Source organism: Marinicauda salina (assembly GCF_003122085.1).
In the GTDB taxonomy this organism is placed as follows: domain Bacteria; phylum Pseudomonadota; class Alphaproteobacteria; order Caulobacterales; family Maricaulaceae; genus Maricicauda_A; species Maricicauda_A salina.
Window position 1 is genome coordinate 134,886 of sequence record NZ_QEXV01000003.1, and the last position, 25,969, is coordinate 160,854.

Here is a 25,969-nt window from a genome sequence, read left to right on the forward strand (position 1 = left end):
GCCCGCTCTGCGGCGCCGGCGAATCCAGCAGAGCGGACGCTCAAAGCGTCGCCCTGTTCGGTCAGGCTAACAAGTGGAGGCGCGCAGCCGCGCGTTCAAGCGCGCGGCCGCGTTTCGCCGCATCCCTGAGGACGTGAAGTCGCCGAGAGCGGCTCAGGCGCCCTTGCCGGAGGCGGCCTCTTCGCTCTTCTTGGGCCGTTCGGCGTAGATGTAGAGCGGCTTGGCGTCGCCGTTGACGACCTCGGCGTTGACGACGACCTCCTCGACCCCCTCGAGACCGGGCAGCTCGAACATGGTCTCGAGCAGGATGCCCTCCATGATCGAGCGCAGGCCGCGCGCGCCGGTGCGCCGCGCGATCGCCTTCTGGGCGATGGCCGACAGCGCGTCCTCGGTGAAGGACAGGCCCGCGCCCTCCATCTCGAACAGGCGCTGATACTGCTTGACCAGCGCGTTCTTGGGCTCGGTCAGGATCTGCACCAGAGCGCCCTCGTCGAGATCCTCGAGCGTGGCGACGACCGGCAGACGGCCGACGAATTCGGGGATCAGGCCGAAGCGCTGGAGATCGTCGGGCTCGACGCCGCGCAGGACCTCGCCCTGGCGGCGCTCGTCGGGATCGCGCACCTCGGCGCCGAAGCCGACCGCGCTGCCCTTGCCGCGCTGCGAGATGATCTTCTCCAGCCCGGCGAAGGCGCCGCCGACGATGAACAGGATATTGGTCGTGTCCACCTGCAGGAATTCCTGCTGGGGATGCTTGCGCCCGCCCTGCGGCGGCACCGAGGCGACCGTGCCCTCCATGATCTTCAGGAGCGCCTGCTGGACGCCCTCGCCCGACACGTCGCGGGTGATCGAGGGATTGTCCGACTTGCGCGAGATCTTGTCGATCTCGTCGATATAGACGATGCCGCGCTGGGCGCGCTCGACATTGTAGTCGGCGGCCTGCAGCAGCTTCAGCACGATGTTCTCGACGTCCTCGCCGACATAGCCCGCCTCGGTGAGCGTCGTGGCGTCGGCCATCGTGAACGGCACGTCGAGGATGCGCGCCAGCGTCTGGGCGAGCAGCGTCTTGCCGCAGCCCGTCGGGCCGATCAGCAGGATGTTCGACTTCGACAGCTCGACGTCGGAATTGGCGCTGGCGTGGTTGAGGCGCTTGTAGTGGTTGTGCACCGCCACCGAGAGCACGCGCTTGGCGTGCTGCTGGCCGATCACGTAGTCCTGCAGGACCTCGTAGATCTCGTTCGGCGTCGGGACGCCTTCCTTGGATTTCACCAGCGAGGATTTGTTCTCCTCGCGGATGATGTCCATGCACAGCTCGACGCATTCATCGCAGATGAACACCGTCGGGCCGGCGATCAGCTTGCGGACCTCGTGCTGGCTCTTGCCACAGAAGGAGCAGTAAAGGGTGCTCTTCCCGTCGCCATTGGTCGCCTTGGTCATGCTCGCTCCAGTCCGTCCGGCGCTATTGCGCGCGCTCCGCCCGCTGTCTCGCCGCGGTCCGGCCCGCGCCAGGTGAGTCTTCCTGGCTGCAAGATCAAGGCCGGAACTTAGCGAAACGTTGCCAAGCTGAAGTCATTCGATCACACGCTCGCGCGCATGATCAAGCAGCAGACGCTGCTCGCCGCGCAGTTCGCCGGTCTTCGTCGTTGCAGAAAAGCGGGGTCGCGGCGGGCCTATTCGGCCTCCTCGCCGCCGCGTTTCTCGTAGACCTGATCGATGAGGCCGAAGGATTTCGCCTCGTCGGCGTCCATGAAGAAATCGCGATCGAGCGAGCGTTCGACGGTCTCGTAGTCCTGGCCGGTGTGCTTGACGTAGATGTCGTACATCCGGCGCTTCATCTTGAGAATGTCCTCGCCGTGGCGCTCGATGTCGGCGGCCGTGCCGCGGAACCCGCCCGAGGGCTGGTGCATCATCACCCGCGCGTTGGGCGTGGCGAATCGCATGCCCGGCTCGCCGGCCGCCAGCAGCATCGAGCCCATCGACGCGGCCATGCCGATGCACGCCGTCGCCACCGGGCAGCGCACGTACTGCATGGTGTCGTAGATCGCGAGACCGGACGTCACCACGCCGCCCGGCGAGTTGATGTACATCGCGATCTCTTTCTTCGGGTTCTCGCTTTCCAGGTAGAGCAGCTGGGCGACCAGCAGGCTCGACATGTGGTCCTCGATCGGCCCGGTCACGAAGATGATCCGCTCCTTGAGCAGGCGCGAGTAGATGTCGAACGCGCGCTCGCCGCGGCTGGTCTGCTCGACCACCATCGGCACGAGCTGCATCATCGTGTCGTGCGGATCGTTCATCTCCGGCTCCTCTGGGGGCGGTCCGCCGGCGGACGCCGGCGGCTGTATCGCTTCGATTCCGGCGCGAATGTGGCAAGGGGCGCGCCGGCGCGCAAGCAGACCGCCTGCGTCCGGCGCAGCGCCCCGTCCCGGATCAGGACTTCTTCGCGGCGGTCTTCTTGGCGGGCGCCTTCTTGGCGGTCGTCTTCGACTTCGAGGCCGTCGATTTCGACGCCGTCTTGGCGGTCGACTTGCTGGCCGACGCCGACTTCGACGACGCCGCCTTCTTGGCCGGGGCCTTCTTGGCGGTCGATTTCGACGCGGTCTTCTTCTCGCCGGCGGCCTTCGATTCGGTCTTCTTGGCGGCGGTCTTCTTCGCCGGCGCCTTCTTGGTCGAGGCCTTCTTCTTGGCCGGCTTCTTCTCGGCCGGGGCTTCCTCGTCCTCGTCGGCGAACAGCGTCTCGCGATCGACTTCCTTCTCGCTCACCTCGGCGAGCTCGAGGACGTAGTCGACGACCTTCTCCTCGTAGATCGGCGCGCGCAGCGACTGCACCGCGCCGGGATTGTTCTGGAAGTAGTCGACGACCTCGCGCTCGCGGCCGGGATACTTCATCGCTTCCTGGTTCACCGCGCGGGCGAGCTCTTCCTGGCCGACCTGGACGTTCGCCTTCTGGCCGATCTCGGCGAGGATCAGGCCCAGCCGCACGCGGCGCTCGGCGATCTCGCGATACTCGGCCTTGAGCTCGTCGTCGGACTTGGCGGCGTCTTCCTCGTCCAGCTCGCCGGCCTCCTTGGCCGCGGAGACCTCGCGCCAGATCGCGTCGAACTCGCTTTCGACCATGCGCGCGGGCAGCTCGATGTCCTTGTGGGCGTTGTCGAGCTCGTCGAGCAGGGCGCGCTTGACCTTCATGCGCGAGGCCTGGTCGTGCTCCTGCTTGAGGCTGGAACGGATCGCCTCCTTGAGCGCCTCGAGATCGGACAGGCCCAGCCGCTCGGCGAGCGAATCGTCGATCTTCGACTCCTGCGGCGCCTCGACGGCCTTCACCTTGGTCTCGAACACGGCGTCCTTGCCCGCCAGAGTCGGCACGCCGTAGTCCTCGGGGAAGGCCACCTTGATCTCGATCTCGTCGCCGGCCTTGGCGCCCTTGAGCTGCTCCTCGAAGCCCGGGATGAAGGCGCCCTCGCCGATCGCGACGCGCGAATCGTTGGCGGAGCCGCCCTCGAAGGCCTCGCCGTCGATTTTGCCGACGAAATCGACAACGACGACGTCGCCGTCCTCGGCCTTGGCCTTGGCGCCTTTGTCGGCGTAGCCGCGGCTCTCCCTGGCCAGGCGCTCGAGCGTCTCGTCGAGCTGGTCGTCGGAGACCGGCGCGACCGGCTTGGTCAGCTTCAGCTTGGCGGGATCGATCGCCTCGATCTCGGGCATCACCTCGACGCGGACCTCGAAGGCGAAGTCCTGTCCCTTGGCGATGACGTCGTCGGCGTCCGACTTCACGTCGACCTCGGGCTGGCCGGCCGGGCGCAGATTGCGCTCGTCGAGCACGCTCTGCGTCGTCTCGGGCACCAGCTCCTGGAGGATGTCGCCCATGATCGAGGAGCCGAACATCTTGCGGATGTGGCTGGCGGGCACCTTGCCCGGACGGAAGCCCTTCAGGCGGACCTCGGGGCGGATCTCCTCGATCTTCGCGTTGAGCTTCTCTTCCAGCTCGGCGGCGGGAAAGACCACCTCGAAGGTGCGCGAGAGCCCTTCGGCGGATTTCTCCTGAACGTTCATCGTGGCGAGGCCCTGTCTTCTTCAGCGCGCCGACCGGCGGGCGGCGTAATCTCGGAAAAACCCGGACAGGCGAGCCGTCGCGCGCTCGCGCTTCGCGCCCGCAGGGTCGGAAACGAGCGGGCGTTATGTCACGGCGATTCCGGGGACGCAACGCCGGGCGGCGGGACAATGTGCGGGCCGTGTCGGGCGGGGCACGGGGCGCGCGCCGAAGCGCCGGCCGGGAAACGCCGCCCGCCTTCGCCGGATCGAACGGTCCGCCTTCGCCGAGGCTACGGCGAGACAGCCTTCGCTCGATTGGAATGCATTGGCTTGCCTCGCCGAAGCTCGCGCAAGCGAGCGAAGGCTGGTGCGGCTGGAGGGACTCGAACCCCCACTCCAAAGGAACGTGGACCTAAACCACGCGCGTCTACCAGTTCCGCCACAGCCGCAAGCGCCTTATGTGTATCGTCCGGGGGGAACGGAGGAAACCGCCGATGGCCGAAACCGAACGCGAGGAGGGCCGCACGGGCGTCGACTGGGAGCAGCGCTTCCGCGACGACCACGCGCCCTGGGAGCGAAAGCGCCTTCACCCGGCCTTCGAGATGTGGCGCGACGCCGGCCTGTTCCCCGCCGGGGCGAGCGTCTTCCTGCCCGGCTGCGGGCGCAGCCCCGAGCCGCTGGCGTTTGCTAAGTTGGGCCTGAAGGTCACCTGCCTCGACGTCGCGCCCACGGCGCTGGCCTGGCAGCGCGCGCAGTTCGAGGCCGCGGGGCTGACGGCCGAATTCGTCGAGGCCGACGGGCTCGCCTGGCGGCCGGAGACGCCCTTCGATCTCTATTACGAGCAGACCTTCCTGTGCGCGATCTCGCCGACGCTGCGCGCCGACTACGAGCGCGCCGCGTACGAACAGCTCCGTGCCGGCGGGAAGCTCCTCGCCCTGTTCATGCAGAAGAAAGAGCGCGGCGGACCGCCCTATGGCTGCGACATGGAAGACATGGGCGCCCTGTTTTCGGCCGATCGCTGGGACTGGCCGGACGGCGAGTTTCCCGAGGTGCCGCATCCCGACCTCGCCGACCTGCGCGAACTGGCCGCCGTGCTCGTCCGGCGCTGAGACCTACTCCGCCGCGGCGCCGCCCGGCTTGGCGGCCTTGGCGGGACGGGCCTTGCCCTCGTGGGCGGTCAGCGGCGCGACCCGCAGCACGAACAGGACGGCCAGCACGGCGGTGATCAGGTTGGCCGCGGCGATGCCGTAGACCACGCCGTCCGAGCCCAGCGCCGAGCCGATCACCCAGGTCAGCGGCGCCATCAGCACGAAGCCGCGGAAGATGTTGATCGCGATGCCGTAGATCGGCCGGCCGAGCCCGTTGAAGCCGGCGCTCGCGGCCATGGCGATGCCGTAGCCCATCACCGTGAAGGGCACGATGGTCCAGTAGAAGGCCGCCACGGCCCGGCCCTCCGCCGACGGCAGGAACAGGCCCGACAGCCAGCCGCCCAGGAAGAACAGCACGACGGCGAGCGCGAGACTCCAGCCCGCGCAGAACATGAAGGAGCGCGCGAACGCCTCGCGCACGCGGTCGGTGTGGCCGGCCCCGCCGTTCTGGCCCGCCACCGGCCCGATCGAGGCCGACAGCGCGAACAGCGGGATGATGGCGAAGGCCTCCACGCGCATCGCCACGCCGAGCCCGCCGACGGCGGCCTCGCCGAAGCGCGCCATGGCGGCGAAGGCGATGCTCATCGAGATCGGGTTGATCATGTTCGAACCCGAGGCCGGCAGGCCGACGCGGGCGATCTCGCGCCAGTTCCAGAAAAGCTCGTCCCAGCCCGGCCAGGTGAGATCGATCAGCTTCTCCCGGAACACCAGGATCGCCATCGAGATCACGAACACCACGAGGTTCGAGATGAGCGTCGCCGCGGCCGCGCCCTGCACGCCGAGCGCGGGGACCGGCCCCCAGCCGAAGATCATGAGCGGGTCGAGGCCCATGTTCAGCACCGCGGCCAGGATCATGATCGCGGAGGGAATGATGGCGTCGCCGAGCGCGCGCAGCAGATTGCTCGCGATCATCGGGCCGACGATGAAGACGATGCCGGCGAACCAGATCGTCATGAAGTCGCGGACGTGGGGCATCATCGCCTCGGTCGCGCCCAGCATCGTGAACAGCGGGTCGATGACGGCGATGCCGAGGATGGAGGTCGCCAGCACGACGATGAAGGCCAGCGCGATCGCGTCGGTGGCGAGCCGCGCGGTGCGGCCGTGATCGCCGCGGCCGGCGGCCCGCGAGACCACCGAGACCGCGCCCGCGCCGAGCCCGATGGAGATGCTCATCACCGCCATCGAGACCGGGAAGACGAACTGCACGGCGGCCTGCTCGGCGGTGCCGAGCTTGCCCACCCAGTAGGCGTCGACCACGCCGACGGCCATCATCGCCACGATGCCGAACGACATCGGGACGACGAGCCTCAGGATGTGACCGAAGACCGGGCCCTGCGTCAGGTCCCGCGAGCTGCGCGCCATGGGCCGCGCCTCCTCAAAGCCGGGCTCCTACATAATCCGCGCGCGCCCCGCGTGCCATGCGCGCGGAGATGAAATTTCGGGAAGGCGGGGCGAGATCGATTTGGGAATGACGGAGCGACAGGTGAGCGCTGAGGTCCAGGTCACGCCTGAAATGGTGGAGGCGGGTGCAGAGGCTGCCTACGCGCAGCACGCTGACACATTTAGATAATCGTAAGTCACGGCGATAGTTGAGAAAGCTGCTTGTCCAATCCAGAGGAAATTGCGCCGCGTGCGCAAAATGCGTGAAGCTCGCAAATGATGCGCTTCAGCCTGTTCTTATCGGATGCGAAGTCATCAATCGTTTGTGCGATGCGAACGGGCTGGCGATTGTGGTCGCCGGAGAACGTATATAGGACGAAATGGTCTTTGGCGATCCCGTATTTCGCATGAGCGTATTTGTTACGAATACTATTCGCCTCGGTTAGAAGCCCCTTGTAGTAACTGAGGCAGGCGTGCTCGATGGTTTGCGGGTCGCGACGCTTCCTAAGCTCGTCAAGCATTTCGATGCGGTTTGAAAAGGAGCGGAATACGCCCAACGAGGCCAGCGCGTCAGCTTCATCCATTACACCAAGGCGATCAAGGATCATGGGCGGGTATCCTTCCACCATGGCGAACAGACTTATGACTATTCCGACGGCGGCGGCATAATCTTGGTCCCGTTCCAGTGCGACGCCATAGTTGCTCGCATCGGCCGCAATTGTTTTTTCGTCTTCGGTAAGTGAGGTGCTGGACATGTCATCACCGGCAGAGGTCGCCAAGGAGCGTTCAGAGAAGGAAGCGCATTGCATCCGGGACCGCGTCCTGAAGCGAATGCTGGAGACCCACCGAGGCCGCACAGCCTGAAGGGCAGCAAGGGCGAAGACGAAGACTAGCGTTCTGCGCCCTCACCGTGCAATCTGAACGCTATGGCGTTCATTGATTCAGATTTACCCTTTCCGGTTGGGACTCCCGAGGTCACAGCCAGCGCTGAGGGCAACCAGCTAGCGTCATCTGGCGTCATCCTTATTCGTGGGTCATCGCCAATTCATTTGCAAATTGGCGCCGAGGCTGAGGGTTTACATTTTACGGTATCGTTCGACGACGAGGCAGAAGAACATGGCGTTGAATTAAAGAAAGACCCAACATCGGATGTTAGAGCTGAACTGGTTCTTAAGAAATTTAATAACACGCTAGGCACTGTATTTGGCCCTGCTCGTGTCGGCTCCCTGAATGGTAGCTCCATAATACTAGGGCTGTCCGTACATCAAATTGGAGAAGCAAGACAAATTTTATACAGCGTCTTCACTGGGGGCGCCGATGAATAATAAAATTGATTTTTCTAATTCGCCGGACCTCGCACAAGCAGCCCTACAGAATGAAGCCAAGGCTCAGGAGCGTGGTATAATTGGCCGCGTGTTTGGTTCTAAGGATCATGCCCCAACTAATATTGCTGGTATAGTATTGATTGTTTTGCTGTTCCTGCTAGCGGCATCAATGTTTTTTGAAATGTCGATTGATAAAAGTCTGGTAGTGCCGGGCTTGGTTAGCGCAGTGACATTTGGATTAGGAATTATCTTTGGACGCTCAGCGGGTTAACGGGGGTTCCGGCCACTAAACAAGTCCCAAGTCCCTCACCGGGGGCACGGTGGCAAATAATAGTCCGCCGCTAGGTAAGACGCTAGCGCTCGGCATTGCGCACGACAGCGCCGCCGCGCCTCGCGCCTTACATGCACGGATGAAATTTCGGGAAGGCGGCCCGAGCCTTCGAGGCTCGCCCGGACCCGGTCCGGGCTCGCGCCTCAGGGTGAGGACCGCGCGTCGGGGCAGCGGGACTCCGTCACACGCAGCCCCTATCCCCTCAGCTCCGCGTTGGCGGCGCCGATGGCGGCGGCCGCGCGGACGTCCTCTATCGGGAGCTGGCCGCGCCGATGGAGCCACGCGCTGACCTCCCGCCAGTCCCAGAGCGCGCCGTCGCTCGTCACGCGGGCGACGGGCGGCGGAAAATCCCTGCCCCGCCCGCCATTGGCGTAGAGGCTGGTCGCCGAGCGGGTGAGCCCGGCGCGCCGGGCGATCTCCGTCAGGCTGACCAGGTTGTCGGGCTCGACATGGCGAACCGTCGCGCCGGCCGCCTCCACGTCGGCGCGGGCGCTGCGGATCGCCGCGGAGAGGCTCTCGGCCTCGCGATGGAAGTGGAGGACGATCGCCCCGCGCGCGAACGCGATCGTCGCGTCGTCGCATCCCGCCTCGAAGAAGCGGTCCTCGAAATCGTCCGCCCGGGGGTCGAGCCCCGAGGCGACGATGGAAAATTCAAACGCCTTCATCGTCCGCCTCCTCCCGGCCGTGCCCGCACCTGTCGCCGTAGCGGCGCAAGGTTCTCGCATGCGCCCGCGGGTTCCGGGGCGTGGTCCAGACGGAGCACTGGCAGCCGGAGCGGTCGTTCCGGGGACAGAGCATGCGCCCCCAGGCGTGGGCGCTCCCGCCGGCCTTCCGCCATCTCCAGCCGAGCCCTTCCAGGTAAGCGACGGCCGCCTCGATATCCTTGTCGGGATGCCGGGGCCGCCCGCTCATCGCGCAGGCTCGAAGATGGAGGCGCTGTCAACAGATGTCAACATATGCCGCCTTAATGGCGAGACATGCACAACCTAGTGTAATGGCCGGGCGGCGCAAACCCGGCCGCGGGCGCCGGACTCTCCTCCCCGCCCCGCCTCGCCGTCGTAGACTCCCGCCCGCTCTTTCTCAGAGGTGAAGACGCGACGGCGGCGAAGCGGCGCCGCGGTGGTGGTGGTAGGAGTCGAAAAACGGCCTTCCTGGTGGGAATCGACTCTCACGGCCGGTGCGTGAGATCGAAGCTCGCCATGCCCGCGAGATTGACGATGTCCGAAACGCTGGAGCCCAGCCGGGCGATCTGGACGGATTTTTCCAGCCCCACCAGCAGCCCCTCGATCACGGTCGCCCCGCCGGCCGACTTCAAGAGCCGCGTTGCGATCGAGGCCGAGTGGACGGCCGGCATGATCAGCACGTTGGCGTAGTCGCTCAGCCGCGAGAACGGGTAGATCTCGCGATGGTCGGGATCGAGCGCGATGTCGGCGGCGAGCTCGCCCTCGTACTCGAAATCCACCGCCCGGGCGTCGAGCAGGCGCACGGCGGCCTGGATCTTCTCTGTCCGGTCGCCGGGCGGATTGCCGAAGCTCGAGTACGACAGGAAGGCCGCGCGGGGGGTGAGCCCCATCCGGCGCGCGGCGAGCGCGGCGCCCTCGGCGATGTCGGCCAGCGCGGCCGCATCGGGAAACTCGGCGACATTGGTGTCGGCGATGACCAGAGTCTTGCCCTTGGCCACGGCGACCGACAGCCCCATCAGCCGGCCGCCCGGCGCCTCGTCGAGCACGAGGCGGACGTCCGAGAGCGTGTTGGTGAAATGGCGCGTGACGCCGGTGACCATGCCGTCGGCGTCGCCGAAGCGCAGCATGCACGCGGAGAAGACGTTGCGGTCGTTATTGACCAGCCGCTGGACGTCGCGCCGGAGATAGCCCTTCCGCTGCAGGCGCTCGTAGAGGAAATCCGTGTACTCGGGATTCCGGTCCGACAGGCGCGCGTTCCAGATCTCGAGCTCGTCCTCGGGCAGGCCCAGCGCGCGCATGTTCTCGCGGGCGGCCTTCTCGCGGGCGACCAGGACGGCCTTGCCCAGCCCCTGCGACTGGAAGGCGTAGGCGGCGCGGATGACGCTGGGCTCCTCGCCCTCGGCGAAGACGATGCGCTTGTCGGCGCCCTTGATGGCGTCGGTGACGCGCTGCTGCAGCGCCGCCATCGGGTCGAGCCGGCGCGCCAGCGTGCGCCGGTAGCTGTGCTCGTCCTCGACGGGAATGCGCGCCACGCCGGTCTTAACGGCGGCGTTGGCGACATAGGGCGGCACGAAGGAGATGAGCCGCGGGTCGAACGGCGAAGGAATGATGTAGTCGCGGCCGAAGCGCAGCCCGCCCGACTTCGTCGCCGCGCCGACCTCGTCGGGCACGTCCTGGCGGGCGAGATCGGCGAGCGCCCGGGCGGCGGCGAGCTTCATTTCCTCGTTGATGGTGCGCGCCCGGACGTCCAGCGCCCCGCGGAAGATGTAGGGAAAACCGAGCACGTTATTGACCTGGTTCGGGAAATCAGACCGGCCGGTGGCGATGATCGCATCCGAGCGGACCTCCTTGACCGCGTCGGGCATGATCTCCGGGACCGGGTTGGCCATGGCGAAAACGATCGGATCGCGCGCCATCGACTTGACCATCTCCCGGGTGACGATCCCGCCGGTCGACAGGCCGAGCATGACGTCGGCGTCGACCATCGCCTCTTCGAGCGTGCGCAGCGTCGTCTCGCGCGCATGTCCGCGGACGCGCTCGTGGAGATCGTTGCGGCCGGCGTGCACGACGCCCTTGTGGTCGACGATGGTGACGTTGTCGTCGGCGACGCCCATCGACTTCACCAGCTCCAGCACCGACAGGCCCGCCGCCCCCGCGCCGATGAGCACGACCTTGACGTTCTCGAAGGTCTTGCCGGTGAGATGCAGCGCGTTCATCAGCCCGGCCGCGGCGATGATCGCGGTGCCGTGCTGGTCGTCGTGGAAGACGGGGATGTCGAGATCCTCGCGCAGGCGGCGTTCGATCTCGAAGCACTCCGGCGACTTGATGTCCTCGAGATTGATCCCGCCGAAGCTGTCGCCGAAGCCGGCGACGCAGTCCACGAAGCGGTCGATGTCGGTGTATTTCACCTCGACGTCGAAGGCGTCGATGTCGGCGAAGCGCTTGAACAGCACCGCCTTGCCTTCCATCACCGGTTTCGAGGCGGCCGGGCCGAGATCGCCGAGCCCCAGGATCGCCGTGCCGTTGGACACCACCGCGACCATGTTGCCCTTCGAGGTGTAGTCGTAGACCGCGTCGGGATCCTCGGCGATCGCGCGCACCGGCGCGGCGACGCCCGGCGAATAGGCGAGCGCGAGATCGCGCTGGGTCGCCATCGGCTTGCTGGGCGCGAGCGACAGCTTGCCCGGCGGCCAGGCGCTATGGAAATCGAGCGCGTCCTGGTCGGTCTGCGAAAGCTTCGGGGCGTCGTCGGACATGTCGGCGGTCTCGCGTGGAGGGATGGCGGACGTCGCGCAAGGCGTTTACGCGCTCGCACGTTTGAAGACTAGGGGCGGCCGCGCATCAAGCGATCCAGCGCAGCCTGCCTGCGGACGCGCGCGGCCAGCGCCGCCAGGCTCTCGGGCAGACGGCGCAGCAGATCCCCGGCGGTTTCGCCGGGCCGCATCCGCCGCCCCGCATCGCCATGGATCCACACCGCCGCGCTGGCGGCGTCGAAGGCGCCGGCGCCCTGGGCGATGAACGCGCCGATCATGCCCGCGAGCACGTCGCCGGTCCCCGCCGAGGCGAGACGCGGGCTGGCGTGCGTGTTGACGCGGACCCGCCCGTCGGGCGCGGCGATGACGGTGTCGGGCCCCTTGAAGACGATGACGGCGCCGCATTCGGCGGCCGCGCGGCGCGCCGCCTCGATCTTGTCGAGGCTGCCCTGGCTCAAGCCGGGAAAGAGCCGCTCGAACTCGCCGGCGTGCGGGGTGAGCACGCAATCCTCGCGCAGCGCGGAGAAGAAGACGTGGCTCGCGTCGGCGAAGACGGTGAGCGCGTCGGCGTCGAGCACCAGCGGAACGCCGCTCGCCAGCGCCGACAGCGCGCGCTCCTGCGTCGTCTCGTCGACGCCCGCGCCGGGCCCGAGCACGGCGGCGTCGGCCCGGTGGTCGCCGAGGACGTCGCCGAACGCGGCGTCCTTGGGAAGCTTGCGGGTGACCACGGCGAGGCTCGCCGCCGCCGCTTCGAGCAGCGCCGACCCCGGGCAGAGCAGCGTGACGAAGCCCGCCCCCGCCGACAGTCCGGCCTGCGCGGCCAGCCGCGCCGCGCCGGTCGCGCCGCCCGGCCCCGACAGCACGCACAGGCGGCCTCGCCGATGCTTGTGGGTCGCGCGGTCGAGCGCCAGCCCGGACGCGGTCCACAGCCCGGGATCGTTCAGCTCGGCGGCGATCTCGACGGAGTCGCGCCAGCCGTCGGGCACGCCGATATCGACGAGGACGATCTCCCCGCAGGCCGACGCGCCAGGCTCGAGCACATGGGCGGGCTTGAACTGGTGAAACGTCGCCGTGAGATCGGCGCGAAAGGCGGCACCGTCGGCGCGCGCCCGGTCGCCGTGAATCCCGCTCGGCACGTCGATGGCGACGACCGCGGCGGCGGATCTTCCGACTTCGTCGGCCAGCCGCGCAGCGTCGTCCTCGAGCGGGCGCGACAGGCCCGCCCCGAAGAGCGCGTCCACGACGAGCCCATATTCGTCGGGAGCCGCGTCCCCGAGCGGCCGGGTCACCCCGCTCCACTTCGCCGCGGCGGCCGCGGCGTCGCCGGCGAGCGCGTCCGCGGGCTTCATGGCGAACACCGTCACCGGCCAGCCCGCCTCCGCCAGGCGCCGGGCGACGACGAAGCCGTCGCCGCCGTTATTGCCCGGCCCGCACAGCACCGCGGTCGGGCGCGGCGCCCAGCGCGCGCGGATCGCGTCGGCCGCGCCGGCGCCGGCGGCCTCCATGAGCGCTTCGCCCGACCGGCCGGATTCGATCGCGAACCGGTCGGCGGCGCCCATCGCCTCGGTGGTCAGGATCGATCTCATCGCGTCAGGTGTTGCCTCATTCGCGTGCATCGGCGCCCGTTTCCGAGGCGCCGGACCGGTTCGACGCGTCGCCGCGACCGGCCCGGCTTGCCTCGCGCGTCGCCCGACATAGCGTGCCGGAACGAACGGAGGCGTCCATGAAGAAAATCGAAGCGGTCATCAAACCGTTCAAACTCGACGACGTGAAAGAGGCGCTGCAGGAGATCGGCCTGCAGGGGCTCACCGTGACCGAGGCCAAGGGCTTCGGCCGGCAGAAGGGTCACACCGAACTCTATCGCGGCGCGGAGTACGTCGTCGACTTCCTGCCCAAGATCAAGGTCGAGCTCGTGGTCCCCGAGGCGCGCGTCGAGGCCGCCCTCGAGGCGATCCAGACCGCCGCCCAGACCGGACGGATCGGCGACGGCAAGATCTTCGTCATGCCGGTCGAAACCGCGATCCGCATCCGCACCGGCGAGACCGGCGACGACGCGCTCTAGGCGTCGCGACCGACCGCGCCCGTTTCTCCCCAGCCCAGCACCGAGGAAACCATGTCCGACAAGATCCTGAAGAAAATCAAAGACGAAGACATTCAGTACGTCGATCTGCGCTTCACCGACCCGCGCGGCAAGATGCAGCACGTCACGTTCGACCGCTCGATGGTCGACGACGACTTCTTCGAGGACGGGGTCATGTTCGACGGCTCCTCGATCGAGGGCTGGAAGGCGATCCACGAGTCCGACATGACGCTCAAGCCGGACCCGGACCTGGCCCATGTCGATCCGTTTTTCCAGCAGGCCACGCTGTCCGTGTTCTGCGACGTGCTCGACCCCTCGACCGGTCAGGCCTACGGCCGGGACCCGCGCTCGACGGCGAAGAAGGCGGAGACCTATCTCGCCGCGTCCGGCGTCGGCGACACCGCCTTCTTCGGCCCGGAAGCCGAGTTCTTCGTCTTCGACGACGTGCGCTGGGACACCCGCCAGGAGGAGACCGGCTACCGCCTCGATTCCGAGGAAGGTCCGTACAATTCCGGGCGCGAGATGGAAGGCGGCAATCTGGGCCACCGGCCCGGGCCGAAGGGCGGCTACTTCCCGGTTCCCCCGATCGACTCCGGCCAGGACATGCGCAGCGAAATGCTCGCGGTGATGACCGAGCTCGGCCTTGAGCCGGAGAAGCACCACCACGAGGTCGCGCCTTCGCAGCACGAGCTGGGCATGAAGTTCTCCACGCTCACGACGATGGCCGACCGCATGCAGCTCTATAAGTACATCGTCCACCAGGTCGCCGCCGCCTACGGCAAGACCGCGACCTTCATGCCCAAGCCCGTCTACAACGACAACGGCACGGGCATGCACGTCCACCAGTCGATCTGGAAGGACGGCGCGCCGCTCTTCGCCGGCGACAAGTACGCCGACCTCTCGGACATGTGCCTCTATTATATCGGCGGCGTCATCAAGCACGCGCGCGCCATCAACGCCTTCGCGAACCCGACGACGAACTCCTACAAGCGCCTGGTGCCGGGCTTCGAGGCGCCGGTCCTGCTCGCCTACTCGGCGCGCAACCGCTCGGCCTCAATCCGCATCCCGCACTCGCCCTCGCCAAAGGGCAAGCGCCTGGAGGCGCGCTTCCCGGACCCGGCGGGCAATCCCTATCTCACCTTCACCGCACTGTTGATGGCCGGTCTCGACGGCATCGAGAACCAGATCCATCCGGGCGATCCGATGGACAAGGACCTCTACGACCTGCCGCCGGAGGAGCTCGCCGACATCCCGACCGTCGCGCGCAATCTGCGCGAGGCCGTGGAGGCGCTCGACGCCGATCGCGACTTCCTCAAGAAGGGCAACGTCATGGATGACGACCAGATCGACGCCTACATCGATCTGAAGATGGAGGAGATCTCGCGGATCGAGCATCATCCCCATCCGGTGGAGTTCGATCTCTACTACAAGAGCTGATCGCCGAGCTCGGGCGCATGCCGCGGGGCCGGTCGCGCGACCGGCCCCGTTTGCGTCCGGGCTCGCGCTCATGGTCGACGCGCCCGAACGCATGGGCTAGAAAGCGGAACTGACGCTCCGGCCGCCGCGCCGGACGATCTGCGTCTGGAGGGGATTTGATGCGCAGCCGCCTGCTGACCGCCGTGTCGTTCGCCGCGCTCGCCGCCGCGCCGGCGCTGGCTGACGAGGAAGTGACCGACGAGCGCACCGAACAGATCCGGACCTCCGACGCCGACGGTCAGGGCACGGCCGACAATGTCGTCATAACGAGCAGCGGTCGGGTCGTGCTCGACAATCCCGGGCCGGCGATCGTGCTCGATTCGGACCATGACGTGACGATCGAGAACGGCGGCGAGATCGACATGGCCGAAGTCGACGGCGCGACCGGCGTTCAGGCCATTGGCGGCAATACCGGCTCGATCACCCATGGCGGCACGATCGACCTGACCGAGGAATACTCGCCGTCCGACAGCGGGACCGACGATCTCGCCGACCGCGACGGGGACGGCGAAGACGACCCCGACAATGATCCGGACGGCCCGTTCGCGCAGCAGAGCAACAAGACCGGCCTCCTGATCGGCGAGGTCGACACGAATCTCGATCCGCTGCCCGGCCAGTCGGCGCTGACCGGCGACGTCACCACCACCAGCGGCTCGGGCATCCAGGTGGACGGCCAGGATTCCTTCGGCGTGCGCACCGTCACCGCGATCGACGGCGATCTGCTCCTGGGCGGCGGGATCACCGTCACCGGCGAGCGGTCGACCGGCGTGTCGATCGAGGACGCCGTGTCGGGCGATGTCGCGATCGGCGGACAGGTCACCGTACGTTCGCCCGACGGCCAGGGCGTCGATATCGACGACGATGTCGGCGGCGGCGTGCGGATCAGCGGCGGCATCACCGTCAATGGATATCGCATCAGCGGGCGCAGCGCGCAGGAGGTGTTCGAGGTTCTCGACGCCGGAGACGACGACCTCTCCGCCGGCGCCGCGCTGGTGATCGCGGGCTCCGTCCAGGACGGCGTATTCATCGCCGACGGCGCCGGCGTCGAGGCTATCGGCGACGCGCCGGCCGTCGAATTGCGGCCCGCCGCCGACGCCTCGGCCGACATGCAGATCGGCACGGTCGCGCTACCCGACGACTACGGCGTGTCGGAGGACGAGGCCGACGAGGACAGCGATCCGGAGCTCCGCGATGACGCGTTCATCGTCGAGGGCGAGGTCCGGGCGAACGGCCTCTTCGACGGCCGCGACGCGACCGCCTTCTTCATCGCCGGGCGCGATGTCAGCGGAACGCTGCGCGCGGTGATCCTCGCCGGCGACGGTTTCCGGAACGCGGGCTCCATCGTCGCCGAAGCCTTCGACGCCGATGCCACAGCCGCGCGCTTCGGCGAGGGCGCGCAAGCCGACACGATCAACAATTCCGGAGAGATCCGCGCCTCGGTCGCGCGCGGCTTCGAAGATGACGGGTTCGGCGACGGAAGCTTCGGCGAGGGCCGCGCCTTCGCGCTGATGCTCGAGGAAGGCTCGTCCATCCGCCGCGTGCTCAACTCCGGCGACATCCTGGCCACGATCAGCGGCGCGGGTCAGTCCGCCACGGCGATCACCGTCGGGACCGAGGACCTGAATCTCGTGCGCAACACCGGTCGCATCGCGGCGGTGGCGGGCAACCTGGCCGACGACGCGCAGGACCCCGAGCTGATCGCGATCGACGCGAGTTCGCGCACCACCGGACTTCGGGTGGTGCAGCGCCGCGCGTCGGGAAGCGAGACCGCGCCCTCCATCGAGGGCGACATCCGCTTCGGCGCGGGCGACGACGAACTGCGCGTCCTCGCCGGCAGCGTCGACGGCGATATCTTCTTCGGCGACGGCGCCGACCTGCTGGTGATCGACGGCGCCGACATCAATGGCGGTCTCGCCGACTCCGACGGCCAGCTGGTCATCGACCTGGCGAACGGCCGCATCGGCTTCACCGGCTCCGACACGCTCGAGATCACCGAGGCCGTCTTCCGCGACGGCGCGACGCTCGACATCACCGTCGACGACACCACCCGGGTCGGCGCCTTCATCGAGGCCAGCGGCGCGATCGAGTTCCAGGCGGGATCCGACCTGACCGTCAGCCTGTCGGAGCTGATCGGCGACGGGCGCGAGTTCGAGCTCATCACGGCCGGCTCGCTGAACATCGCCGACGAGGATGCGATCCTCACCGCCGCGGACACGCCCTTCCTCTACAAAACCACGCTGGAGCGCGACGGCGCCGATCCGAACACGCTCATCCTCACGCTCGAGCGCAAGACGGCCGGCGAACTGGGCATGAACGCCAACCAGGCCGCCGCGTTCAACGAGGCGCTGGCGGCGATGGACGCCGTCGACTCCCTGGGCGCGGCGATCGCGGCGCTGCGGACCGAAGAGGCGTTCTTCCGCGCCTATGACCAGCTCCTGCCCGAGTACGCGGGCAGCGCGATCCAGTTCGCGCTGGCCTCGAACGACGCCGGCGCGGGCGCGCTCGACACCCGGCTGCGCAACGCGCGACTCTCGCCCGACGATCTCGCCGGCGTGTGGGCCCAGGAGTTCGCCTATTTCGCCGATCGCGGGCGCATCGACGCCGGCCAGGGCTATCGCGGCGACGGCATCGGCCTGGCGGTCGGCGTCGACCGGCCGATCGGCCCGTTCTACGCGGTGGGCTTCAACGTCATCGGGGCCTCCAGCGACATCGAGGAGACCGACGGCGAAGACGAGCCGATGGTCGCCTACACGGCCCAGCTTGGCGCCTATGCGGGCCTCGATGTCGGCGGCTTCGACGCGTCCGGCTCGCTCGGCGTCGGATACGACCGGTTCGAATCCGAACGGCGCATCCTGATCGACGACTTCTCGGCGGTGAACTCGGCCGAGTGGTCGGGCTGGCACGCCACGGCGAGCGCCAAGATCGGCCGCGACTTCACGTTCAACCGGTGGGTCGTGCGTCCCGAGGCCGCGCTGACCTACATGGCGCTGTTCGAGAGCGGCTACTCCGAAACCTCGGAGAGCGCGCTCGAGGGCCTCGAACTGATCGTCGACGACCGCGAGACATCGACGCTGATCGGCGCGGCGACGCTCGAGCTGTCGCGCAATTTCGGCAACCAGGTCTCGTGGTGGCGTCCGAGCTTCCGCGTCGGCGCGCGCGGCGAATTCGCCGGGGAGGCCGGCGAGACGGTGGCGCAGTTCCGCGACGGCAACCCGTTCCGCCTGCAGGCCGAAGAGCTCCCGGGCACGGGTCTCATTCTCGGCCTCGGACTGTCGGCGGGGTCGAACTACTCGACCTTCACCTTCGCCTATGACGCCGATGTCCGGGACGATTTCGTCCGCCACGTCGCCCGGCTGATGATCCGCCTGACCTTCTGACGCGGCGGGCGCGCGCTGCGCGTTTCATTTGCGATTAACCACGCCGCGCGGATCATGGGGCCATGGGACGCGTGCTGATCATATCGCTGCTGCTCGGCGCGACCGCCCTCGCCGGCTGCGCCAGCGGGCCGCCGGACCAGGTCCACAACGCCTGCCTCATCCTCGAGGACAACCGCGCCTGGTGGCGCGCGCTCAAGCGCACCGAGCGCCGCTGGGGCGTGTCGCCGGGCGTTCAGCTGGCCTTCCTCAAGCGCGAATCCGGATTCGACCGCAGCGCCCGGCCGGCGCGCCGACGGCTGCTGGGCTTCATCCCCGGCCCGCGCCCCTCCTCGGCCTACGGCTACGCCCAGGCGCTCGAGACGACCTGGGACTGGTATCGCGAGGAGACCGGCCGGCGCGGCGCCGACCGCGACGATTTCGACGACGCCGTCGACTTCATCGGCTGGTACGCGCAGATGAGCCGCGAGCTTTCGGGCATTTCATCCAATGACGCGCGCAGCCTGTATCTGGCCTATCACGAGGGCCATGGCGGCTTTAATCGCGGCACCTATCGCGGAAAGTCCTGGCTCAATCGCGCCGCCGACGAGGTGGCGCGCGACGCCTGGCGCTACAACAGCCAGATCGACGACTGCCGCGGGCGGCTCGATCGCGGCTTTCTGTTCTTCTTCTAGAACCCGGCCGGCGTCGCCGCGCCGACGATCTGCAGGCTGCGTCTCCCGCTCGGCATCCCGATCGGGCAAGTTGATGCGTGATGACCGACGATTCGCAGAACGATCTCTTCTCCGCCCCGGCGCCGAATCCGAAGCCGAAGCCCGCCAAAGGCGGCGCCAAGCGCTCGACGCCGGCGAAGGATGACGCCCCGCGCGCGCAGACGGGATATGACGCCGCCTCGATCGAGGTCCTCGAGGGGCTCGAACCGGTCCGGAAACGGCCGGGCATGTATATCGGCGGCACCGACGAGCGCGCCGTCCACCACCTCTTCGCCGAGGTGCTGGACAACGCGATGGACGAGGCCGTGGCGGGCTGGGCCGACCGGATCGAGGTCAGCCTCGACGAGGACGGATACGCGACGGTGAGCGACAACGGCCGCGGCATCCCGGTCGATCCGCACCCGAAATTCCCCGACAAGTCCGCGCTGGAGGTCGTGCTCACCACGCTGCACTCCGGCGGCAAGTTCTCCGACAAGGCCTACCAGACCGCCGGCGGGCTTCACGGCGTGGGCATCTCCGTGGTCAACGCGCTGTCCGAGCATGTCGAGGTGGAGGTCGCCCGCGAGCGCACGCTCTGGCGTCAGACTTTCGATCGCGGGCTTCCGGCCGGACCGGTCGAAAAGGTCGGCGCGGCGCCCAATCGGCGCGGCACGCAGGTCCGCTTCAAGCCCGACCCGGAGGTCTTCGGCGCGCGCGTCGGGCTGAAGCCCGCGCGCATGTTCGCCATGGCGCGATCCAAGGCGTTTCTCCGCCGGGGCGTCGAGATCCGCTGGCGCTGCCCGGAGGAGATGGTCGAGGGCACCGACATTCCCGCCGAGACCGTGCTGTCCTTCCCGGGCGGGCTCGCCGACCGGCTCGCCGAGCTTTCGGCGAAGAGCACGCTCGTCACCGAAATCTTCGCCGGCCGCGTCGAGCGAGAGGGCCGGATGGGCGCGGCGGAATGGGCCGTCGCCTTCTCCGCCGACGGCTTCGGCGAGATCGACGGCTTCTGCCACTCCTACTGCAACACCGTGCCCACGCCCCAGGGCGGCACGCACGAGCAGGGATTGCGCGCGGCGCTGGCCAAGGGGCTGCGCGCCCACGGCGAATTGTCCAACGTGAAGAAGGCCGCCCAGGTCACGCCGGACGACGTCATGGGCGGCGCCGGGGCGATGATCTCGATCTTCCTCAAGGATCCCGAGTTCCAGGGCCAGACCAAGGACCGGCTGTCCACCGCCGAGGCCCAGCGGCTCGTGGAGACGGCGATCCGCGACCGCTTCGACCACTGGCTCGCCGCCCGCCCGAAGGAGGCCGCCCGCCTGCTGGAATGGGCGATCGAGCGCTCCGACGAGCGCCTCAAGAGGAAGCGCGAGAAGGAGGTCAAGCGCCAGACCGCCTCGCGGCGGCTGCGCCTGCCCGGCAAGCTCGCCGATTGCTCGAAGACCGGCCCCGAAGGCACCGAGATCTTCCTCGTCGAGGGCGACTCGGCGGGCGGCTCGGCCAAGCAGGCCCGCGACCGGCGGACCCAGGCGATCCTTCCCCTGCGCGGCAAGATCCTCAACGTCGCCTCGGCGACGGCCGACAAGATCGCCGCCAACCAGGAGATCTCCGACCTGATGCTGGCGCTGGGCGCGCAGCCCGGATCGAAGTTCGACCTCGACGACCTGCGCTACGAGCGCGTCATCATCATGTGCGACGCCGATGTCGACGGCGCCCACATCGCCGCCCTGCTGGCGACCTTCTTCTACAAGTTCGCCCCGGCGCTCATCGATTCCGGCCGCCTGTTCATGGCCCAGCCGCCGCTCTTCCGGCTGACCCAGGGCGCGAAGACGCTCTACGCCGCCGACGAGGCTGAACGCGACCGGCTGATCGAGACCGAATTCAAGAAGAACAAGGTCGATGTCGGCCGGTTCAAGGGCCTCGGCGAGATGACGCCGGCCCAGCTCAAGGCCACGACGATGGACCCCGCCAGCCGCTCGCTGGCGCGCATCACCGTCGACGAGGAGATGCGGCGCGCCGACGACCAGCTCGTCGAGACGCTGATGGGCCGCAAGGCCGAGCTTCGCTTCAGGTACATCCAGGAGCACGCGCCCTTCGTCGACGAAGTCGACGTGTAAGAGCGGGTCCGCCCGTCAATTAGCCCCTTTTCTCCGGACCGGTTTTTGTGGAGGCTTGCGCGCATCGTGCGGCGACCGACCGCCGCGGAATCCTATCGGGGAGACAGAACTGTGAGATTCCACCCAGCCATCGCCGGCCTGGCCTCGATGGCCGCGCTCGTGCTGGCCGCCTGCGCGGACCAGACCGACGAGACCGACGAGTCCGCCGCCGGAGACGCCGGCGGCGAAACCGAGTCGGCGGCCGCCGACTCGGAGACCGGGACAGCCGGCTTCGATCGCAATCCCTATCCGTCGACCTACGCGCCGCCGGAATCGGGCGTCGTGCTGATCGCCAACGCGACCGTGTTCGACGGCGTCGGCGGCGAGATGCAGGACACCGACGTGCTGATCGAGAACGGCCGGATCGCCGCGATCGGCTCGGGGCTGGAAGCGCCCGAGGGCGCGGAGGTGATCGACGCTTCGGGACGCTACGTCACCCCCGGCGTCGTCGACATCCACTCGCATCTCGGCGTCTACCCCTCCCCGGCGGTGAACGCCCATTCCGACGGCAACGAGGTCACCTCGCCGGTGACCGCCGAGGTCTGGGCCGAGCACAGCGTCTGGCCGCAGGACCCCGGCTTCGACACCGCGCTGGCCGGCGGCGTCACGACGCTGCACATCCTGCCCGGCTCGGCGAACCTGTTTGGCGGCCGCGGCGTCACCCTGCGCAACGTGCCCGGCCGGACGGTCCAGGCGATGAAGTTCCCGGATGCGCCCTACACGCTGAAGATGGCGTGCGGGGAGAACCCGTCGCGCGTCTATGGCGGGCGCAACCAGTCGCCGATGACGGACATGGGCAACATGGCCGGCTATCGCGCCTCGTGGATCGAGGCGTCGAACTATCGGGACGACTGGAACGAGTACTACGCCGCCGTCGAGGCCGGCGAGGACGCCGAGCCGCCGACGCGCGATCTCGAGCTCGACACGCTGATGGGCGTGCTCGAAGGCGAGATCCTCGTCCAGATGCACTGCTACCGCGCCGACCAGATGGCGCAGGTGCTCGATATGTCCGAGGAGTTCGGCTACCAGGTCACCGCCTTCCACCACGGCGTCGAGGCCTACAAGATCCCCGACCTGCTCGCCGAGCACGGGACCTGCGCGGCCGTCTGGGCCGACTGGGGCGGGTTCAAGATGGAGGCCTACGATTCCATCCCCGAGAACCTCGCGCTCACCCACGCCGCCGGCGCCTGCGCGATGATCCACTCCGACAGCGATCTCGGCATCCAGCGACTGAACCAGGAGGTCGCCAAGGCGCTCTCCGACGGCCGGCGCATGGGACTCGACATCTCCGACGGCGAGGCCGTGGGATGGTTCACCGCGCGTCCCGCCCAGGCGCTGGGCGTCTTCGACGAGACCGGCTCGATCGAGGAAGGCAAGCGCGGCGACGTGGTCATCTGGTCGGAGCATCCCTTCTCGACCTACGCCGTGGCCGATCAGGTCTTCATCGACGGGGCGCTGATGTTCGACCGCGCCGACCCCGATCGCCGCACCGTCCGCGACTTCATGCTGGGTCAGCCCGGCGAAGGAGACTACTGAGATGAAACGCGTTCTCGCTTCTCTCGCGCTGGCCGCCGCAGTCGCGGCGCCGGCGCTCGCCCAGACCGTCGCGGTGACCAACGGCCGCGTCGTCACCAACACCAGCGCCGGCGTCATCGATGACGGCTCGGTGCTGATGCGCGACGGCGACATCGTCGCGGTCGGAGCGGACGTGGAAATCCCCGCCGAGGCGACGGTCGTCGACGCCGAAGGCGGCTGGATCACCCCGGGCCTGTTCCATCCTCACACCCAGCTCGGCCTGATCGAGGTCGCGCTCGAGGACTCGACGCGCAACGCGGCGGCCGGCGAGTCGCCGTTCTCCGCCGCGCTCGACGTGTCCGAGGGCTTCAATCCGTCGGGCAATCATATCGACGAAGCCCGCGCGGAAGGCATCACGCGCTTCGCGCTGCATCCGTCCACCGGCTCGACGATCATCGCCGGCCAGGGGGCGCTCGCCGATTCCGCGGGCGCGCCGGACTCCGTGTTCACGACGCGCGACTTCATGGTCGCCGACCTTCGGCGCTCCGGCGCGAATCTCGCGGGCGGCTCGACGGCGGCGGCGTGGGCCTATCTCCGCGCGGCGCTGGACGACGCCCGGGCCTATCCCGGCCGCTACCAGAACGGCGGCGACGGCGACGTGCTCACGCGCGCCGACGCGGCCGCGATGGTGCCCGTCGCGCGCGGGGAAACGCCGCTCGTGGTCTATATCGACCGGGCCGCCGACATTCGCCGCGCCCTCGACTTCATCGAGGCGAATCGCTCGCTGCGCCTGATCATCGCCGGTGCGGCGGAAGCCCATCTCGTCGCCGACGAACTCGCGGCGGCGGGCGTGCCGGTCATCATGGATCCGATGCGCAACCTGCCGGACTCCTTCGACACGCTGGCTTCGACGCTGCAGGCGGCCGCGCGCCTGCACGACGCCGGCGTGCAGGTCGCCTACACGACGATGGGTTCGGACATCTACTGGAACCCGCGCCTGCTCACGCAGCACGCCGGCCTGGCCGCCGCGCACGGCGCCGAGTGGGAAGAGGCCTTCCGCGCCATCACGCTTGCGCCCGCCGAGATCTACGGCGTCAGCGACCGCTTCGGCGCGCTCGAGGCGGGATACGCCGGCGACGTCGTCGTGTGGGACGGCGATCCGCTCGAGTTGATGAGCGCGCCGACGGCGGTGTTCATCGACGGCGAGGCGCAAAGCCTCGAAACCCGTCAGACCCGCCTGCGTGATCGTTACGCGGAGATCGCCGCGGAGGCCGACTTCGCATATCGCCATTAAGCAACACGATCGCGCGAACTGCGCAATCTACGGGCCGGCCGCGTTGACAGCGCGCGCCGGCCCCGTATTTTCCGCGCGTGCGCGCCGATCCGCGGGATTCGGCGCAGGATTTGCTAGACGCCCCTATGTAACGAACAAGGGCGATCGACGAGGCGCATGACCTTCGAAGAACTGGGCCTGAGCCCGAACCTGCTTGCCGCCGTCAAGGACGCCGGCTACGAGAAGCCCACGCCGATTCAGGAAGGCGCGATTCCGGTCGCGCTGGCGGGCCGCGACGTGCTCGGCATCGCCCAGACCGGCACCGGCAAGACGGCGTCCTTCACGCTGCCGCTGATCGAGCGCCTCTCGCGGGGCCGCGCCAAGGCGCGCATGCCGCGCTCGCTGATCATCTGCCCGACGCGCGAGCTCGCCGCCCAGGTCGCGGAGAATTTCGAGACCTATTCGAAGAATCACAAGCTGACGATGGCGCTGCTCATCGGCGGCGTGTCCTACGGGCCCCAGGAAAAGATCCTGGATTCCGGCGCCGACGTGCTGATCGCCACGCCCGGCCGCCTGCTCGACCATTTCGAGCGCGGCAAGCTGCTGCTCACGGGCGTGCAGATCCTCGTCATCGACGAAGCCGACCGCATGCTCGACATGGGCTTCATCCCGGACATCGAGCGCATCTTCAAGCTGGTCCCGCCGCGGCGTCAGACGCTGTTCTTCTCCGCGACGATGCCCAACGAGATCGTCCGGCTGGTGAACACCTTCCTGCACGACCCGGAGCGCATCGAGGTGTCGCGGAAGGAGAAGACCGCCGAGACGATCAAGCAGTACCTCGTCCGGGTCGACGACAAGACGCCGAAGGCCAAGCGCGCGGCCCTTCGCGCGGCGATCAATCGCGAAGGCGTCAAGAACGGCATCGTGTTCTGCAACCGCAAGCGCGACGTCGACGTGGTCGCCCGCTCGCTCGCGCGTCACGGCTTTTCCGCAGCGCCGATCCACGGCGATCTGCCGCAATCGCAGCGCACGCAGACGCTCGCCGACTTCAAGTCCGGCGAGACGCGCCTGCTGGTCGCTTCGGACGTGGCCGCACGCGGTCTGGACATCCCGGCGGTGAGCCACGTCTTCAATTTCGACATCCCCCGCAACCCGGACGACTACATCCACCGGATCGGACGCACCGGCCGCGCCGGGATGGAAGGCGAGTCGGTGACGATCGTGACGCCGGAGGATTCCAAGTCGCTGGCGAACATCATCAAGCTCATCGGCGAGGAGCCCGAAACGCTCAAGCTCGACGGATCGGGCTCGAAGCAGAAATCCGGCGGCAAGCCGCGCGCCTCGGAGCCCAAGTCCGAAAAGCCCGCGAAGGCCGCCGAGGCGGACAAGGAAGAGGCGGCGGAAGCCAGGACGGATCCGGCGCCCGAACCGACCGCCGAGAAGGCGGAGAAGGCCGACAAGCCGGCGGCGAAGTCCGGCGGCGGGTCCGGTCGCAGCGGAGGTCGTCGCCGCGGCGGCGGCGGTCGCCGCAAGACCGGTGGAAAATCGCCGGCGCGCGAGGAAGCCGCCGAGGCCGTCGCGCCCGGCTTCGGGGACCATGTACCTGAATTCCTTCTGCGTTCCGCCTACGGTTGAGCCCGCCCCCGCTCCCGACGCGATCGGGGCATTTACGCGTTCTTTTCATTTCCCCCCTACCGTGCCTCCACGGGATAGGCATCCATGGTCGCGCCGATCGCGCCACGGACAAGCAGGGGTGAGCA

19 protein-coding genes and 1 tRNA gene are annotated in these 25,969 nt (G+C 68.2%); 11 read left to right on the plus strand and 9 right to left on the minus strand.

The genetic code is table 11. The features are described from left to right. Positions 1-153: 153 nt before the first annotated feature. The 4 genes from clpX to DDZ18_RS06180 all read right to left on the minus strand — a co-directional run bounded on the left by clpX (position 154) and on the right by DDZ18_RS06180 (position 4,472). A complete protein-coding gene (gene clpX, locus DDZ18_RS06165; RefSeq protein WP_109252502.1) occupies positions 154-1,434 on the minus strand; it encodes an ATP-dependent Clp protease ATP-binding subunit ClpX in 1,281 nt (426 codons plus the stop codon). A 233-nt stretch (positions 1,435-1,667) separates the two neighbouring features. Then, complete coding sequence (locus tag DDZ18_RS06170) at positions 1,668-2,291, minus strand: ATP-dependent Clp protease proteolytic subunit (protein WP_109252503.1); 624 nt, start codon at positions 2,289-2,291, stop codon at positions 1,668-1,670. 133 nt (positions 2,292-2,424) lie between these two features. After that, the gene (tig, locus tag DDZ18_RS06175) at positions 2,425-4,044 is read right to left on the minus strand and encodes a trigger factor (RefSeq protein ID WP_109252504.1); all 1,620 of its coding nucleotides are present in this window, start codon (positions 4,042-4,044) and stop codon (positions 2,425-2,427) included. A gap of 344 nt (positions 4,045-4,388) precedes the next feature. Next, a tRNA-Leu gene (locus DDZ18_RS06180) sits at positions 4,389-4,472 on the minus strand. A gap of 45 nt (positions 4,473-4,517) precedes the next feature. Here DDZ18_RS06180 and DDZ18_RS06185 point away from each other — a divergent pair. Then, positions 4,518-5,132 carry a methyltransferase domain-containing protein gene (locus tag DDZ18_RS06185; RefSeq protein WP_109252505.1) on the plus strand — a complete coding sequence of 205 codons (615 nt, stop codon included), beginning with the start codon at positions 4,518-4,520 and terminating at the stop codon, positions 5,130-5,132. Positions 5,133-5,135: 3 nt separating this feature from the next. Here DDZ18_RS06185 and DDZ18_RS06190 read toward each other — a convergent pair whose 3' ends face one another. Together DDZ18_RS06190 and DDZ18_RS06195 are read right to left on the minus strand one after the other, a co-directional pair. After that, a complete protein-coding gene (locus tag DDZ18_RS06190) occupies positions 5,136-6,533 on the minus strand; it encodes an MATE family efflux transporter (protein ID WP_109252506.1) in 1,398 nt (465 codons plus the stop codon). A 215-nt stretch (positions 6,534-6,748) separates the two neighbouring features. Further along, positions 6,749-7,306, minus strand: a complete 558-nt coding sequence (locus DDZ18_RS06195; RefSeq protein ID WP_146190617.1) for a hypothetical protein — start codon at positions 7,304-7,306, stop codon at positions 6,749-6,751. Positions 7,307-7,477: 171 nt separating this feature from the next. On the opposite strand from DDZ18_RS06195, the gene DDZ18_RS14285 reads away from it, so the two are divergent. Further along, complete coding sequence (locus DDZ18_RS14285; RefSeq protein WP_408631535.1) at positions 7,478-7,876, plus strand: DUF6864 domain-containing function; 399 nt, start codon at positions 7,478-7,480, stop codon at positions 7,874-7,876. Further along, positions 7,821-8,147 (plus strand): hypothetical protein, encoded by a 327-nt coding sequence (locus DDZ18_RS13710; protein ID WP_146190618.1) that lies wholly within the window; start codon positions 7,821-7,823, stop codon positions 8,145-8,147. Before DDZ18_RS14285 ends, DDZ18_RS13710 begins: the two co-directional genes overlap by 56 nt. Before the next feature lie 254 nt (positions 8,148-8,401). Here DDZ18_RS13710 and DDZ18_RS06200 read toward each other — a convergent pair whose 3' ends face one another. The 3 genes from DDZ18_RS06200 to DDZ18_RS06215 all read right to left on the minus strand — a co-directional run bounded on the left by DDZ18_RS06200 (position 8,402) and on the right by DDZ18_RS06215 (position 13,229). Continuing rightward, complete coding sequence (locus DDZ18_RS06200; protein ID WP_109252508.1) at positions 8,402-8,872, minus strand: helix-turn-helix transcriptional regulator; 471 nt, start codon at positions 8,870-8,872, stop codon at positions 8,402-8,404. Positions 8,873-9,375: 503 nt separating this feature from the next. Further along, positions 9,376-11,646 (minus strand): NADP-dependent malic enzyme, encoded by a 2,271-nt coding sequence (locus DDZ18_RS06210; protein ID WP_109252510.1) that lies wholly within the window; start codon positions 11,644-11,646, stop codon positions 9,376-9,378. A gap of 68 nt (positions 11,647-11,714) precedes the next feature. Continuing rightward, entirely contained in the window at positions 11,715-13,229 is a 1,515-nt protein-coding gene (locus DDZ18_RS06215) for an NAD(P)H-hydrate dehydratase (RefSeq protein ID WP_109252511.1), read from the minus strand. Positions 13,230-13,366: 137 nt separating this feature from the next. Here DDZ18_RS06215 and DDZ18_RS06220 point away from each other — a divergent pair, with 137 nt between their 5' ends. The 8 genes from DDZ18_RS06220 (at position 13,367) to DDZ18_RS06255 (ending at position 25,844) form a co-directional block, all read left to right on the plus strand. Further along, the gene (locus DDZ18_RS06220) at positions 13,367-13,705 is read left to right on the plus strand and encodes a P-II family nitrogen regulator (RefSeq protein ID WP_109252512.1); all 339 of its coding nucleotides are present in this window, start codon (positions 13,367-13,369) and stop codon (positions 13,703-13,705) included. Between the two features lie 51 nt (positions 13,706-13,756). Continuing rightward, positions 13,757-15,160: a type I glutamate--ammonia ligase gene (gene glnA, locus DDZ18_RS06225; RefSeq protein WP_109252513.1), complete on the plus strand. Its 1,404-nt coding sequence runs from the start codon at positions 13,757-13,759 to the stop codon at positions 15,158-15,160. 158 nt (positions 15,161-15,318) lie between these two features. Further along, positions 15,319-18,576, plus strand: a complete 3,258-nt coding sequence (locus DDZ18_RS06230) for an autotransporter outer membrane beta-barrel domain-containing protein (RefSeq protein WP_109252514.1) — start codon at positions 15,319-15,321, stop codon at positions 18,574-18,576. Between the two features lie 62 nt (positions 18,577-18,638). Beyond that, positions 18,639-19,247 carry a transglycosylase SLT domain-containing protein gene (locus tag DDZ18_RS06235; protein WP_233245735.1) on the plus strand — a complete coding sequence of 203 codons (609 nt, stop codon included), beginning with the start codon at positions 18,639-18,641 and terminating at the stop codon, positions 19,245-19,247. An 80-nt stretch (positions 19,248-19,327) separates the two neighbouring features. Next, entirely contained in the window at positions 19,328-21,382 is a 2,055-nt protein-coding gene (gene parE, locus DDZ18_RS06240; protein WP_109252515.1) for a DNA topoisomerase IV subunit B, read from the plus strand. Between the two features lie 147 nt (positions 21,383-21,529). Further along, the gene (locus DDZ18_RS06245) at positions 21,530-22,957 is read left to right on the plus strand and encodes an amidohydrolase (protein WP_109252516.1); all 1,428 of its coding nucleotides are present in this window, start codon (positions 21,530-21,532) and stop codon (positions 22,955-22,957) included. A gap of 1 nt (position 22,958) precedes the next feature. Then, positions 22,959-24,230: an amidohydrolase family protein gene (locus tag DDZ18_RS06250; protein WP_109252517.1), complete on the plus strand. Its 1,272-nt coding sequence runs from the start codon at positions 22,959-22,961 to the stop codon at positions 24,228-24,230. 156 nt (positions 24,231-24,386) lie between these two features. Then, positions 24,387-25,844: a DEAD/DEAH box helicase gene (locus DDZ18_RS06255; protein ID WP_109252518.1), complete on the plus strand. Its 1,458-nt coding sequence runs from the start codon at positions 24,387-24,389 to the stop codon at positions 25,842-25,844. Positions 25,845-25,969 lie beyond the last annotated feature (125 nt).

What these genes read in the sequence shown, in the direction of transcription:
- clpX (WP_109252502.1), bottom strand. Translation starts at nt 1,434, where the DNA reads ATGACCAAGGCGACCAATGGCGACGGGAAGAGCACCCTTTACTGCTCC.
- DDZ18_RS06170 (WP_109252503.1), bottom strand. Translation starts at nt 2,291, where the DNA reads ATGAACGATCCGCACGACACGATGATGCAGCTCGTGCCGATGGTGGTC.
- tig (WP_109252504.1), bottom strand. Translation starts at nt 4,044, where the DNA reads ATGAACGTTCAGGAGAAATCCGCCGAAGGGCTCTCGCGCACCTTCGAG.
- DDZ18_RS06185 (WP_109252505.1), top strand. Translation starts at nt 4,518, where the DNA reads ATGGCCGAAACCGAACGCGAGGAGGGCCGCACGGGCGTCGACTGGGAG.
- DDZ18_RS06190 (WP_109252506.1), bottom strand. Translation starts at nt 6,533, where the DNA reads ATGGCGCGCAGCTCGCGGGACCTGACGCAGGGCCCGGTCTTCGGTCAC.
- DDZ18_RS06195 (WP_146190617.1), bottom strand. Translation starts at nt 7,306, where the DNA reads ATGTCCAGCACCTCACTTACCGAAGACGAAAAAACAATTGCGGCCGAT.
- DDZ18_RS14285 (WP_408631535.1), top strand. Translation starts at nt 7,478, where the DNA reads ATGGCGTTCATTGATTCAGATTTACCCTTTCCGGTTGGGACTCCCGAG.
- DDZ18_RS06200 (WP_109252508.1), bottom strand. Translation starts at nt 8,872, where the DNA reads ATGAAGGCGTTTGAATTTTCCATCGTCGCCTCGGGGCTCGACCCCCGG.
- DDZ18_RS06210 (WP_109252510.1), bottom strand. Translation starts at nt 11,646, where the DNA reads ATGTCCGACGACGCCCCGAAGCTTTCGCAGACCGACCAGGACGCGCTC.
- DDZ18_RS06215 (WP_109252511.1), bottom strand. Translation starts at nt 13,229, where the DNA reads ATGAGATCGATCCTGACCACCGAGGCGATGGGCGCCGCCGACCGGTTC.
- DDZ18_RS06220 (WP_109252512.1), top strand. Translation starts at nt 13,367, where the DNA reads ATGAAGAAAATCGAAGCGGTCATCAAACCGTTCAAACTCGACGACGTG.
- glnA (WP_109252513.1), top strand. Translation starts at nt 13,757, where the DNA reads ATGTCCGACAAGATCCTGAAGAAAATCAAAGACGAAGACATTCAGTAC.
- DDZ18_RS06230 (WP_109252514.1), top strand. Translation starts at nt 15,319, where the DNA reads ATGCGCAGCCGCCTGCTGACCGCCGTGTCGTTCGCCGCGCTCGCCGCC.
- DDZ18_RS06235 (WP_233245735.1), top strand. Translation starts at nt 18,639, where the DNA reads ATGGGACGCGTGCTGATCATATCGCTGCTGCTCGGCGCGACCGCCCTC.
- parE (WP_109252515.1), top strand. Translation starts at nt 19,328, where the DNA reads ATGACCGACGATTCGCAGAACGATCTCTTCTCCGCCCCGGCGCCGAAT.
- DDZ18_RS06245 (WP_109252516.1), top strand. Translation starts at nt 21,530, where the DNA reads ATGGCCGCGCTCGTGCTGGCCGCCTGCGCGGACCAGACCGACGAGACC.
- DDZ18_RS06250 (WP_109252517.1), top strand. Translation starts at nt 22,959, where the DNA reads ATGAAACGCGTTCTCGCTTCTCTCGCGCTGGCCGCCGCAGTCGCGGCG.
- DDZ18_RS06255 (WP_109252518.1), top strand. Translation starts at nt 24,387, where the DNA reads ATGACCTTCGAAGAACTGGGCCTGAGCCCGAACCTGCTTGCCGCCGTC.